The organism is Zavarzinia sp. (assembly GCF_049306435.1).
Lineage (GTDB): Bacteria > Pseudomonadota > Alphaproteobacteria > Zavarziniales > Zavarziniaceae > Zavarzinia.
Window position 1 is genome coordinate 15,163 of sequence record NZ_JBAQRT010000204.1, and the last position, 11,982, is coordinate 27,144.

An 11,982-nucleotide genomic window follows, 5' to 3' on the forward strand; every position below is an offset into this window, starting at 1 on the left:
GCCTCGTCAGTTCTTCGCGGGCGCGGGCGGCGCGGCGGGTGCCGCTGCCTTCTCGTCACCCGGCAGGATGTATTTGGCGCCTTCCCAGGGGCTCATGAAGTCGAAGCGGCGGAATTCCTGGGTCAGTTTCACCGGCTCGTAGACGACGCGCTTCTGTTCTTCGTCGTAACGCAGCTCGACATAGCCGGTCAGCGGGAAATCCTTGCGCAAGGGATGCCCCTCGAAACCATAGTCGGTGAGGAGACGGCGCAGATCGGGATTGCCGGCGAAGAAGATGCCGTACATGTCCCAGGCCTCGCGCTCGAACCAGCCGGCGGTCGGATAGAGATCGACGACCGAGGGAACCGGCGTGTCCTCGTCGGTGCGGACCTTCACGCGAAGGCGCAGGTTCTTGCGCATCGACAACAGGTGATAGACGACATCGAAACGCTGGTCGCGCTCGGGATAGTCGACCCCGCAGACATCGAGCAACTGATCGAGCAGCAGCGACGGCTCGGCCTTCAGCCAGGTCAGGAGAGCGAGGATCTTGCCGGCTTCGGCCGTGACGGTCACTTCGCCGACAGCGAGGGAGACCCCGGTCACGCCGAGCTTTTCATTGCCGATCAGGGCTTCGAGGGTGGCGACTTCGGCCGCCACGGCCTCGGGATTGGGATAGAGCGCCATGATCCGCCCGTTACCTCGCGATCGTCTGGGTGCGGCGGATCTTCTTCTGCAGCTGCAGAATGCCGTAGAGCAACGCCTCGGCCGTGGGCGGGCAGCCCGGCACATAGACGTCCACCGGCACGATGCGGTCGCAGCCGCGCACCACCGAATACGAATAATGATAGTAACCGCCACCATTGGCGCAGCTGCCCATGGAGATGACCCAGCGCGGCTCCGACATCTGGTCGTAGACCTTGCGCATGGCGGGGGCCATCTTGTTGGTCAGGGTGCCGGCGACGATCATCACGTCGGACTGGCGCGGCGAGGCGCGCGGGGCGACGCCGAAACGCTCCATGTCATAGCGCGGCATGGAGGAATGCATCATCTCGACCGCGCAACAGGCGAGGCCGAAGGTCATCCACCACAGCGAGCCGGTGCGCGCCCAGTTGACGAGATTGTCGAGATTGGCGACGAGAAAACCCTTGTCCGCCAGCTCGTCCGAGATGTCGGTGAAGAACGGGTCCTTTACCGGAACGATGGCGCCTTCCGGCTTGGTGATCACTCCCATTCGAGAGCCCCCTTCTTCCATTCGTAACAGAAGCCGACGGTGAGAACGCCGAGGAAAGCCATCATCGACCAGAAGCCGAACACGCCGATGTCGCCGAGCGAGATCGCCCAGGGGAACAGGAAGGCGACTTCGAGGTCGAAGATGATGAAGAGAATCGAGACGAGGTAGAAGCGGACGTCGAATCGGCCGCGGGCATCGGAGAAAGCGTCGAAGCCGCATTCGTAGGCTGACAATTTCTCGGTATCCGGCTTCTGTTCGCCAGCGATGAGCGAGGCCACGATCATCGCGATCGAGAGGCCCAGCGCCACCCCGAGGAAAATCAGGATGGGCAGATATTCCTTGAGCAGCTCGTCCATGCGGAACCCGTGAAACGCTGAGGAAGGGGCCGGGTCAGGACCGACAGACGGAATCGGCCCCTTCACCGCGCCATGCGGCGAAAGCCGGACTCTGCTGCCAACCCCTTTCGACCGAGGGAGTATAGGCGCCGGATTATCTCAAAGAAAGTGATCGGTCCAGCCGAAACCGTGTCTTCCTATCGCGACGCAGCGCGTATCGCCTCGACGTCCCGACAAAAGTCTAAGGTGGCTGTCGGTCGGGCCGGGTTTACTTGCGAAGGGCTCGCAGGTGCCGGTCAGGGCCGGGGGCCGATCCGACTCCGGGCGAAGAAATCGCTCTGCCCCGAAAAGACCTTATTTCGGCCCGGAACCCGTACCAATTGCCGGCGAAACTATCCTCATGCCGCAGTTGACGAAGCGGCTTTCGAGAAAGGCCCCGCGAGGGGTACGACCTGCCCCGGACCGGCCCCTGCCCCTCGTCGGTCCACCCCAGCCCTGCACAGGGTCGTAAAGCCCGGCCATCCCCCTCTGGCCGGGCTTCCTTTTTTCAGGCGGGCGTCAGGGCGTGCCGGCCGGTCGCGGCAGGCAATTCTCGATGATCTGATAGCATTGTTCGAGACGGCGGGTCTGACCGACGTCCGAGCCGCCATAGACGACGCGGGCGACCACGCCATTCCTGATGGTGAAGCTGGCCCGGCAGTTCTGGCCGTCGTCGACATAGGACGGCGCGCCGACCGGCAGGCCGAAGCCATAGCCGAAATTGCCCGAACCGCCGAAGACCCCGACGCCGAAGCTCGGCCCCGAGGGATAGCCGGTGATGTTCCGGCTTTCATAGGTCAGGACTTCTTCCCCCGGCACCGTCTGCATGGCGGCATTGGGCGCGCCGGCGCAGGAGACCAGATCGGCCTTCCGCATGCCGATCAGGCTGTTCTGCGCCTCGAGGGCGGCATCGGCGCGGGGACTGGCACAGCCGCCCAGGGCGGCGGCGCCGGCCAGCAGAACCCAGACGATCTTGCGCGACATCAGATTGTTCCTTCCGTGGTGCCCGCTGCCGGAATCGAACCGGCACGGCAATGCCGAGCGATTTTAAGTCGCTTGCGTCTACCAGTTTCGCCAAGCGGGCCCGCAAGGAAGGCGTGAATCGGCCAGGGCCGTCACCACCCGGGTTCTAGCATGCGGACCCGGCGAGTAAAGCCCGCTCAGTTCAGGACCGAGTAGCCCCGGTTGCGCATGCAGTTGTCGATCACGCGGCGCTTCTCCTCCTCGGCATTCACGGTGCCCCGCGCCGCGCCCGTCGCCGCGCCGATACCGGCGCCGGCGGCGAGGCCCTTGCCGAAGTCGCCCGAGAAGGAGCCGATGACACCGCCGGCGATGGCGCCGAGCGCGGCGCCGCCCAGCGCGTTGGAAGCCGCCTCATTGCCGGTCGGCACCTGGTCCGCCAGGTTCTGACAATAGGCGAGGTCATGTTCGTAATAGCCCGGAGGGGCCTTTGACATGGAGGGATCGACCACAGGGCGATAGCCCGAGGCGCAGGCCGAGAGGGCGAGCGCGGCGGCCAGAACGGCGACAGTCTTGTTCAACAGAGTTCTCCCCGATTCAGCATCGGAATTGCCGTCAGTATAACGCTGAATTTGCGGCGGGGTTGCGTCCACCGTCACATTCCGGCCATGTCGCTGCCGTCACTCGGGAATTTCGCCGGGATACGGCTCGACCCCGGCCGTGACCAGAGCCTTGGTCAGGGCCGCCATGGCGGTCGACAGGCGGGCCGGATCGCGCCCGCGAAGCACGAGGGCGGTGCCGAAACTGCCCCGGCGAAAGAAGGGATAGCTGCCCATGTCGACGTCGGGATAGAGCTTCTGCACATCCTCGAGCAGGATCGCGATGCGGCTTTCCCCGACAAGCACGGAAACCGTTTCCGACTGCACGGTGCGACCACCGGCAATATGGGGCCGCGTGCCTTCGAGCTGCGCCCTCATGATCGCCGGAACGCCCGCCAGGACGAAGACATTGCCGATCTTGAAGCCCGGCGCCTTGGAAATCGGGTTCTCGATCAGTTCGGCGCCTTCCGGCACCCGCGCCATGCGCCGGCGCACCGGGGTGAGTTCACCCGGCGGATAATGCGCTTCGAGGAGGGCGATGGCGTCCGGGTGTTCGATCAGCGGTAGCGCGAAAGCCTTGGCGATCGAATCGGCGGTGATGTCGTCATGGGTGGGGCCGATGCCGCCCGTGGTGAAGACATAGTCGTAGCGCGCCCGCAGCGCGTTCACGGCGGCGACGATTTCCGCCTCGATATCCGGCACGACCCGGACTTCGCGCATCTCGACGCCCCAGGCGTTCAGGGTCTTCGCCAGATGCGCCAGATTGGCGTCCTGGGTCCGGCCCGACAGGATTTCATTGCCGATGATGGCAAGGGCCGCCGTGTAGATTCGCGGCGCGGGATCGTTGTTCGTCGTCGTCATGGTGGCGCACTATAGCGGATCAGCAGAAGATCGAAACCTCCATGCCGAAGCCCGCCAAGCGCACCAATCGTCCCGCCGCCGCCGACAGCACCAACGATCACGTCTTCGCCCAGCGGATCGACTGGAACCTGTTCAAGCTGTTCGTCGAGATCATCCGCTCGGGCGGCATCGGCGCGGCCGCGCGCAAGCTGAACCGCCAGCAGCCCAGCATCAGCGCCGCGCTGAAGCGCCTCGAGGACCAGATCGGCACCCGCCTGTGCACGAGGAGCGCGACCGGGATCGAGCCGACCGCCGCCGGAACGGCCCTCTTGAAAATCTGCGAGCAGATGGCCCTCGCCGCCCGCGACATTCCCCATGAAGTCGCCAAGGTCGCGGGCGTCGTCGAAGGCGCGATCCGCCTGCACATGATTTCCAACCTGGTCAGCCCGGCGTTCGAGCGCGCCCTCGTCGGTTTCAACGCCGCCTATCCCGGCATCGAGATCAAGTTCGACATCGCCCCCCACAGCGCCGTCATCAGGGCCGTGTCCAAGGGCGAGGCGGAAATCGGCCTCGCGGGGGACACCGCCCCGGCGGCGGGTCTGACCTATCGCCCGCTGATGCGCGAGACGCAACAGCTCTATTGCGGGCCCCGGCATCCGCATTTCGGCAGCCCGCCGGGCCATCCGGGCGATTTTTCCGGCGATCGTTTCATCCTCACCGGCGAGGACGAAACCGAGCAATTGCGCCAGTTCCGCCGTCGCTTCGGCCTCGGCCGGCGCGTCGGCGGCTATGCCGAGAATCTGCATGAAGTGCGCCGCCTGATCGAACTCGGGCTCGGCATCGGCTTTCTGCCCACGGTCGTCGCGGAAGCGGCGGGCAAGAGCCTGTGGCCGCTGCTGCCACCAGAAATCCTGCCCAGTTACCATGTCTATGTCATCACCAGGGCCGAATCGGACTGCAGCACCCCGACCCTTCTGCTGGTCGAGGCCATTCAGGCCGAACTCGACAAACTGGAGTCATAGATTCCATCTATGATCTTCATTGACATTTACCACCTACCGCACCGCACAATGGACCCCCATGCTTTCGGGATAGCCCGCTCATGGAGGCCGCCGTGGTGTCTGTCGCAACTCTCCGTGGACTCTGGCAACGATCGTTGATCGTCTGGCCCGATGGCCTGCGTGACACGACGACCAGCGTGCGATGGCTGCAGGGTCCGAGCTTCTACGCCGATCTGCGCCAGCCCGCCGGCCGCCCGGATTTCACCGGTATCAACTGCCTCGACGATCTCGATCGCGAAGGCCTGATGTGGCTGGCCGGCCAGGAAGGGTTCGCTGGCGAGCTGACCTTTGACGGCACCTGCTTCGAATGGAGCCGCGCCCTCGATTTCCAGCCGAAGAGCCCCTATTCCGACTGCGGCTTCCTGCGTTTCGAGGATGATGTTCTGGTCGAGGAAGGCCGCGATGTCGCCTATATCGAACATTGGCACCGCGGCCCCGAGGTGACCCTGCCGTCCTGCGCCGTGCGCCTGACCGAAGCGGGCAGCAGCCGCATCGCCTTCCTGGTGCGGGCCGGCGACCAGTTCATGTTCGCCCGCGACCGCACCCAGCCCCTGCCCGAGGCCGAGAGCCTGGCGGACATCGTGAAGGCCGCGCCCGACATGGCGAGCGCCCGCAATCTTGTCGATTGCGAATTGTCCTTCGGTGTCGTCGGCGACGACGGCTGGACCATCACGAATTCCAGCCTGCCCTACCGCGAGGGCCTGGGCCTTGCCCCGGTCACCGGCCATGGCGGTGCCCTGCTGCTGACCGCCGACATCGCCCGCGACGGCGCGCCCGTCACCCGCGAATGGCGGATCGAGACGCTTCAGGGTGTCCTCACCGATCTTGTCGATTTTTCCGCTCTGCGCCCGACGGCGCTGGCCCGCTGACCCTGCAACGAGGAGAGTATAGATGAAACGAATGGCCTGCCTTGCCGCCGCGCTTCTGAGCTGTCTCGCCCTGATGGTCAGCCCGGCTTCGGCCGAGACCAAGACCAAGTTCAGGGTCGCGACCACGATCTATGCCGGCTTCATGCCCTGGTTCTATGCCCAGGACGCCGGCATCATCAAGAAATGGGCCACGAAATACGGCATCGAGATCGATCTCGTGCAGGTGCCCGACTATATCGAATCCGTGAACCAGTATACCGCCGGCCAGTTCGACGGCGTGCTGATCGCCAGCATGGACGCCCTGACCATTCCGGCGGCCGGCGGTGTCGATTCCACCGTGCTCGTCATGGGCGACTATTCCAACGGCAACGACGGCATCGTCCTGAAGGGCAAGGGCAAGACCGTCGCCGACCTGAAGGGCGCGACCGTTCACCTCGTGCAGTTCTCGGTCTCGCATTACCTGCTGGCGCGGGCGCTCGAAAGCGTCGGCCTGAAGGAATCCGACCTTAAGACCGTGAATATCTCGGACGCCGATTTCGTCGCCGCCTTCTCGACCCCCGACGTGCAGGCCATCGTCGCCTGGAAGCCCGCCCTGTCGGACATCGAAGCGATGGCCGACGTCTCGCCCGTCTTCGACAGCTCGAAGATCCCGGCTGAAATCCTCGACGTCGCCATCGTCCATACCCAGATGCTCAAGGATAACCCGGCCCTCGGCAAGGCGCTGGTCGGCGCCTGGTACGAAACCCTCGACCTGATCGCCAAGGGTGATGCCAAGAGCAAGGAAGCGATGGAATTCATGGCCAAGGCCGCGGGCACCGACATCCCCGGCTTCGAGACCCAGCTCGCCACCACCCATCTGTTCAGGACCCCGGCCGAAGCCGTCGCCTTCTATCGCAGCAAGGAAATGGCCGACGCCCTCACCCTCGTCTCGAAGTTCAGCTTCGATCACGGCTTGCTCGGCGAAGGCGCCAAGAGCCCGGACGCCATCGGCCTCGGCCTGCCCGGCGGCAAGGTGCTGGGCGATCCGGCCAATGTGAAGCTGCGCTACGACGATACCTACACGGCGATGGCCGCCGACGGGAAACTGTGACGGCCCGCGCCGTCACGCCTTCCCGCCCCTGGTAACGAGGAGTAACCCCATGTTCCGTCGCCTGGCCAGTCTGGCCGCAACTCTCCTGTGTTGTCTGGCCCTGCTGCCGGGCGCGGTTCATGCGGAAGCCAAGAAGGAATTCCGCTTCGCCATCGGCATCTATGCCGGCTTCATGCCGTGGTTCTATGCCGACGAATACGGCATCGTCAAAAAATGGGCCGACAAATACGGCATCACCATCAACATGGTGCAGGTGCCGGACTATATCGAATCCATCAACCAGTATACCGCCGGCCAGTTCGATGGCGTTCTCGTCGCCAGCATGGATGCGCTGACCATCCCGGCGGCCGGCGGCATCGACAATACCGTCCTCGTCATGGGCGACTATTCCAACGGCAACGACGGCATCACCCTGAAGGGCAAGGGCAAGACCCTGGCCGATCTCAAGGGCATGACCGTCCATCTGGTGCAATTCTCGGTCTCGCATTACATGCTGGCCCGGGCGCTGGATTCGGTCGGCCTCAAGGAAGCCGACCTGAAGACGGTGAATATCTCCGACGCCGACTTCCAGACCGCCTTCGCCACCAAGGACGTGCAGGCCCTCGTGTCGTGGAAGCCCGCCCTGTCGGATATTCAGGCCCTGCCCGATGTCACCACCGTCTTCGACAGCTCGAAGATCCCGCACGAGATCCAGGACATCGCCATCGTTCACACCGATGTGCTGAAGGATAACCCCGACTTCGGCAAGGCCCTGGTCGGCGCCTGGTACGAGACCCTGGCCCTCCTCGCCAGGAAGGACGAGAAGGCCCGGGAAGCCATGGACTACATGGCCAAGGCTTCCGGCACCGATGTCGCCGGCTTCGAGACCCAGCTCGCCACCACCTATCTGTTCATGACCCCGGCGGAAGCCGTCGCCTTCTACCGCTCGAAGGAGCTGGAAAAGGCGCTGACCCTCGTCTCCGACTTCAGCTTCGCCCATGGTCTGCTGGGCGAAGGCGCCAAGAGCGCGGATGCGATCGGCATCCAGATGCCCGGCGGCAAGATCCTGGGCGATCCGGGCAATGTGAAGATGCGCTACGACGACAGCTTCACCGCCCTCGCCGCCGACGGCAAACTTTAAGCGGACCGACAGCCATGGCGACCCCCGGCGATTTCACCAGCCTTCCGGTGATCGACATTTCCCCCCTCTTCGGCGCCGATGCGGCGGCGAAGCGAAAGGTGGTCGAGGCGCTGGGCGAGACCGCGCGCAATATCGGCTTCCTCTATGTCACCGGCCATGGCATGGCCCCCGCGCTGTTCGACGGTCTGCTGGCCGCTGCGAAGGACTTCTTCGCCCGGCCGCTCGACGAGAAGATGCGGGTCCATATCGGCAATTCCAGCAATCACCGGGGTTACGTTCCGGTGGGCGAGGAAGTGATCTACGGCGGCGTGCCCGACCAGAAGGAAGCCTACGACCTCGCGCAGGACCTGCCGGCGGACGACGTGGATTATGTCGCCGGCAACCCGATGCTGGGGCCGAACCAATGGCCGGACGTGCCCGGCTTCCGGAAACGGGTCGGCGCCTATTACGACGGCGTGATGGCGGTCGGCCGCACCCTGCTGCGCGCTTTCGCCGAGGCGCTGGGCCAGGACCAGTCGCTGTTCGACAGCTATGTGACCAAGCCGCCGAGCCAGCTTCGCCTCGTCCATTATCCGTTCAATCCGGATGCGCCGGGCAACGCCCTCGGTATCAGCCCGCACACCGACATGGAATGCTTCACCCTGCTCCGCGTGACCGCCCCCGGGCTCGAGGTGATGAACGGCAAGGGCGACTGGATCGACGTGCCGCCGGTCGAGAATGCCTTCGTCGTCAATATCGGCGACATGCTGGAAATCTGGACCAACGGCCAGTTCGTCGCCACCTCGCACCGGGTGCGCAAGGTGAAGGAGGAACGCTATTCGTTCCCCCTGTTCTTCAATGTCGACTACGACACCGTGGTCGCCCCCCTGCCCTGTTTCACCGGGGCGGACGCCCCGAAATACAAGCCGGTGAAGGCGGGCGAGCATCTGTTCGCCGTCACCGCGCAGGGCTTCGTCTATCTGCAGAAGCGGGTCGCCGCCGGGCTGATCGCCCTGCCCGAAGGCGCCAGCGGCACCCATGAATTCGGCCAGCACGCCCGCCATGGCGATCAGGCCAGAGCCTGAGGTCAATGTGATGTCCAAGACCAACGCCTTCACCAGCCTGCCCATCGTCGATATTTCCGCCCTGCGCGGCACCGACCCTGAAGCCCGGGCGAAAGTCGCCGCCGAATTGGGCGAGGCCGCGCGTAACATCGGTTTTCTCTATGTCACCGGCCACGGCATGGCGCCGTCGCTGTTCGACGACCTCGTGGCGGCGGCGCAGGACTTCTTCGCCCGCCCGGTCGACGAGAAGATGCAGGTCTATATCGGCCAGTCGAGCAATCACCGGGGTTATGTGCCGATCGGCGAGGAAGTCTTCTACGGCGCCTCCAAGGACCTGAAGGAAGCCTTCGATCTTGCCGAGGACCTGCCGGCGGATGATGCCGATTACGTCGCCGGCAATCCGATGCTGGGGCCGAACCAATGGCCGGCGCTGCCGGGTTTCCGGGAGCGCGTGGGGGCCTATTACGACGCGGTGATGTCGGTCGGCCGCGACCTCCTCCATGGTTTCGCCGAGGCGCTGGGCCAGGCCCCGGATATCTTCGACGAATTCGTGACCAAACCGCCGAGCCAGCTTCGCCTCGTCCATTATCCGTTCAACCCGGCGGCGGTCGATGCCACCGGCATCGGCGCCCATACGGATTATGAGTGTTTCACCCTGCTGCATGTGACGGCGCCGGGCCTTGAAGTGATGAATGGCGCCGGGGAATGGATCGACATTCCGCCCCTGCCGGGCGCCTTCGTCGTCAATATCGGCGACATGCTGGAAACCTGGACCAACGGTCTCTTCACCGCGACCAGCCACCGCGTGCGCAAGGTGCAGGAGGAACGCTATTCCTTCCCGCTGTTCTTCAATGTCGACTATTACACCCGGGTCGCCCCCCTGCCCGCCTTCATCCGCGAGGGCGAGCCGGTGCGGCCGGCCCTGATCGCGGGCGAGCATCTGCACGCCCAGACCGCGCAGAGCTTCACTTATCTCCGCAAGCGGATCGAGGCCGGCACCCTGAAGCTGCCGGAAAGCGCCCTCGGCCTGTCGTCCTTCGGTCGGGAAGCCCGCCAGAAGATCGCCCGCTGACGCCGCCCCCTTCCCTTCGTGATAATCTGTCACGAAATCCGGGCCGCGTTTCGCTATCCTCCCCCTCGTCGTTCCGGCGAAGGCCGGAACCTTTCGAGGGATGGGCGCCCTAATCGGACGAAGACCCCGGCCTTCGCCGGGGTGACGAAAGATGGAAGCGCCCCGCCCTGTTTCAGAACAGACCGGGGAGGGAATCGGTCATGCGTGTCCATCATCTGAATGCCGCCACCATGTGCCCGCGTGGCGCCGCCCTCATCACCGGCAAGGGCGGACTGCTGGAGCGGGCGACCATGGTCTGCCATATCCTCGCCATCGAGACGGCGGAGGGCCTCGTCCTCGTCGATACCGGCCTCGGCACCGGGGACATCGCCCGGCCCTCGCGCCTCGGCCTCACCTTCACCGGCGTGCTGGCGCCCCGGCTCGATCCGGCGGAAACCGCGCTGGCGCAGGTGAAGGCGCTCGGCTTTTCCGCCGAGGACGTGCGCCACATCGTGCTGACCCATCTCGATCTCGATCATGCGGGCGGCCTCGGCGATTTCCCCAAGGCCCGGGTCCATGTCCATGCCCGTGAGCACGAGGCGGCGATGGCGCGCAGGGACATGATGGCCCGGTCGCGCTACATCCCCGGACAATGGGCCCATGGCCCGTCGTGGCAGCTTTACGACGCAACGGGGGAGGACTGGTTCGGCTTCGCCGGTGTCCGCGCCCTCTTCGCCGCGGAAGGCGATGTGCTGCTGATCCCGCTGCATGGTCACACCAGGGGCCATTGCGGTGTCGCCGTGCGCGACGGCGACGGCTGGATGCTGCACGCGGGGGACGCCTATTTCCACACGCACTCCCTCGACGCCGAACCGACGACCCCGCTCGGCATCCGCCTGTTCCAGCAGCTGACCGACACGATCGGCGCCGAGCGCCGCCGCAATCAGGAAAGGCTCCGCCAGTTGCGCCAGTCGCGTGGGCGCGAGGTTCGGATTTTCTGCGCTCACGATCCGTCGGAATTCGACGCCTGCTGCGCCAGGCGGCCCTTGTGAACTTCGCCGCCCCCCTCGTCCCCGGACGGCTGGTCCGGCGCTACAAGCGTTTCCTCGCCGATGTGATCATCGACGGCGAGAGCGAGCCCATCACCGCGCATTGCGCCAATCCGGGCTCCATGCTGGGCCTCGCCGTGCCCGGCGCCCGCGTCTTTCTGGAGGCATCTGACGATCCCAAGCGCAAGCTGCGCTGGTCGTGGCGCCTCGTCGAGGTGGAAGGCACGCTGGTCGGCATCGACACGGGCCAGGCCAATGCGATCGTCGGCGAAGCGCTGGAAAGGGGGCGAATTCCCGAGCTCGCCGGTTTCGCCACCATCCGCCGCGAGGTCGCCTATGGCAGCGCCAGCCGGGTCGATTTCCTGCTGGAAGGACCCGGGCTCTGCTTTCTCGAGGTGAAAAGCGTGACCCTGTCGCGGCGGCCCGGCCTTGCCGAATTTCCCGACAGCGTGACCGCGCGGGGCACGAAACACCTGCGGGATCTCGCGGCCGAAGTCGCCAGGGGCCATCGCGCCGCCCTCCTCTATCTGGTGCAGCGGGGCGATGCGGCGGGGTTCGCCCCGGCGGCCGACATCGACCCCACCTATGTGGAAGCCTTCCAAAAAGCGCGGGCGCAGGGGCTGGAAGCCCTGTGCTATGCTTGCACGCTCACACCGGCGGGCATTACCCTCGACCGACCGGTTCCCTTTGTCGGGGCAACCACCCCATAGCGGATA

The 11,982-nt window shown here is 65.2% G+C and carries 14 protein-coding genes and 1 tRNA gene; 8 read left to right on the forward strand and 7 right to left on the reverse strand.

Features of this window, described 5'->3' with window-relative positions; genetic code table 11:
• Positions 1–6 precede the first annotated feature (6 nt).
• The 7 genes from WAZ62_RS11410 to WAZ62_RS11440 form a co-directional block, all read right to left on the reverse strand.
• A complete protein-coding gene (locus WAZ62_RS11410) occupies positions 7–663 on the reverse strand; it encodes an NADH-quinone oxidoreductase subunit C (RefSeq protein ID WP_422643648.1) in 657 nt (218 codons plus the stop codon).
• 10 nt (positions 664–673) lie between these two features.
• Positions 674–1,210 carry a NuoB/complex I 20 kDa subunit family protein gene (locus tag WAZ62_RS11415; protein WP_422643649.1) on the reverse strand — a complete coding sequence of 179 codons (537 nt, stop codon included), beginning with the start codon at positions 1,208–1,210 and terminating at the stop codon, positions 674–676.
• Positions 1,201–1,566 carry an NADH-quinone oxidoreductase subunit A gene (locus WAZ62_RS11420; RefSeq protein ID WP_109901686.1) on the reverse strand — a complete coding sequence of 122 codons (366 nt, stop codon included), beginning with the start codon at positions 1,564–1,566 and terminating at the stop codon, positions 1,201–1,203. The genes WAZ62_RS11415 and WAZ62_RS11420 overlap by 10 nt, the downstream gene beginning before the upstream one ends.
• A 537-nt stretch (positions 1,567–2,103) precedes the next feature.
• Positions 2,104–2,568, reverse strand: coding sequence for a hypothetical protein (locus WAZ62_RS11425; RefSeq protein WP_422643650.1), 465 nt, complete (start codon positions 2,566–2,568; stop codon positions 2,104–2,106).
• 16 nt (positions 2,569–2,584) lie between these two features.
• Positions 2,585–2,668 (reverse strand) — tRNA-Leu (locus tag WAZ62_RS11430).
• 76 nt (positions 2,669–2,744) lie between these two features.
• The gene (locus tag WAZ62_RS11435) at positions 2,745–3,125 is read right to left on the reverse strand and encodes a hypothetical protein (protein ID WP_422643651.1); all 381 of its coding nucleotides are present in this window, start codon (positions 3,123–3,125) and stop codon (positions 2,745–2,747) included.
• Between the two features lie 99 nt (positions 3,126–3,224).
• Entirely contained in the window at positions 3,225–4,004 is a 780-nt protein-coding gene (locus WAZ62_RS11440; protein WP_422643652.1) for a competence/damage-inducible protein A, read from the reverse strand.
• Between the two features lie 41 nt (positions 4,005–4,045).
• Here WAZ62_RS11440 and WAZ62_RS11445 point away from each other — a divergent pair, with 41 nt between their 5' ends.
• From WAZ62_RS11445 to sfsA, 8 genes are all read left to right on the forward strand, one after another.
• Entirely contained in the window at positions 4,046–5,005 is a 960-nt protein-coding gene (locus WAZ62_RS11445; RefSeq protein WP_422643653.1) for a LysR family transcriptional regulator, read from the forward strand.
• 134 nt (positions 5,006–5,139) lie between these two features.
• The gene (locus WAZ62_RS11450; protein ID WP_422643654.1) at positions 5,140–5,913 is read left to right on the forward strand and encodes a hypothetical protein; all 774 of its coding nucleotides are present in this window, start codon (positions 5,140–5,142) and stop codon (positions 5,911–5,913) included.
• 22 nt (positions 5,914–5,935) lie between these two features.
• Entirely contained in the window at positions 5,936–7,003 is a 1,068-nt protein-coding gene (locus WAZ62_RS11455) for a putative urea ABC transporter substrate-binding protein (protein WP_422643655.1), read from the forward strand.
• A 49-nt stretch (positions 7,004–7,052) separates the two neighbouring features.
• On the forward strand, positions 7,053–8,123 hold the full coding sequence (locus WAZ62_RS11460) for a putative urea ABC transporter substrate-binding protein (RefSeq protein ID WP_422643656.1): 1,071 nt from the start codon (positions 7,053–7,055) through the stop codon (positions 8,121–8,123).
• Positions 8,124–8,137: 14 nt separating this feature from the next.
• Entirely contained in the window at positions 8,138–9,187 is a 1,050-nt protein-coding gene (locus tag WAZ62_RS11465; RefSeq protein ID WP_422643657.1) for an isopenicillin N synthase family dioxygenase, read from the forward strand.
• 10 nt (positions 9,188–9,197) lie between these two features.
• On the forward strand, positions 9,198–10,238 hold the full coding sequence (locus WAZ62_RS11470) for an isopenicillin N synthase family dioxygenase (RefSeq protein WP_422643658.1): 1,041 nt from the start codon (positions 9,198–9,200) through the stop codon (positions 10,236–10,238).
• A 200-nt stretch (positions 10,239–10,438) separates the two neighbouring features.
• The gene (locus WAZ62_RS11475; RefSeq protein WP_422643659.1) at positions 10,439–11,269 is read left to right on the forward strand and encodes an MBL fold metallo-hydrolase; all 831 of its coding nucleotides are present in this window, start codon (positions 10,439–10,441) and stop codon (positions 11,267–11,269) included.
• On the forward strand, positions 11,266–11,976 hold the full coding sequence (gene sfsA / locus WAZ62_RS11480) for a DNA/RNA nuclease SfsA (RefSeq protein WP_422643660.1): 711 nt from the start codon (positions 11,266–11,268) through the stop codon (positions 11,974–11,976). Before WAZ62_RS11475 ends, sfsA begins: the two co-directional genes overlap by 4 nt.
• The last annotated feature ends 6 nt before the right edge of the window (positions 11,977–11,982 follow it).

Bases quoted from the DNA above. Each gene is read 5' to 3' on its own strand.
- WAZ62_RS11425 (WP_422643650.1), bottom strand. From the start codon at position 2,568: ATGTCGCGCAAGATCGTCTGGGTTCTGCTGGCCGGCGCCGCCGCCCTG.
- WAZ62_RS11415 (WP_422643649.1), bottom strand. From the start codon at position 1,210: ATGGGAGTGATCACCAAGCCGGAAGGCGCCATCGTTCCGGTAAAGGAC.
- WAZ62_RS11445 (WP_422643653.1), top strand. From the start codon at position 4,046: ATGCCGAAGCCCGCCAAGCGCACCAATCGTCCCGCCGCCGCCGACAGC.
- WAZ62_RS11475 (WP_422643659.1), top strand. From the start codon at position 10,439: ATGCGTGTCCATCATCTGAATGCCGCCACCATGTGCCCGCGTGGCGCC.
- WAZ62_RS11420 (WP_109901686.1), bottom strand. From the start codon at position 1,566: ATGGACGAGCTGCTCAAGGAATATCTGCCCATCCTGATTTTCCTCGGG.
- WAZ62_RS11470 (WP_422643658.1), top strand. From the start codon at position 9,198: ATGTCCAAGACCAACGCCTTCACCAGCCTGCCCATCGTCGATATTTCC.
- WAZ62_RS11465 (WP_422643657.1), top strand. From the start codon at position 8,138: ATGGCGACCCCCGGCGATTTCACCAGCCTTCCGGTGATCGACATTTCC.
- WAZ62_RS11455 (WP_422643655.1), top strand. From the start codon at position 5,936: ATGAAACGAATGGCCTGCCTTGCCGCCGCGCTTCTGAGCTGTCTCGCC.
- WAZ62_RS11460 (WP_422643656.1), top strand. From the start codon at position 7,053: ATGTTCCGTCGCCTGGCCAGTCTGGCCGCAACTCTCCTGTGTTGTCTG.
- WAZ62_RS11410 (WP_422643648.1), bottom strand. From the start codon at position 663: ATGGCGCTCTATCCCAATCCCGAGGCCGTGGCGGCCGAAGTCGCCACC.
- WAZ62_RS11440 (WP_422643652.1), bottom strand. From the start codon at position 4,004: ATGACGACGACGAACAACGATCCCGCGCCGCGAATCTACACGGCGGCC.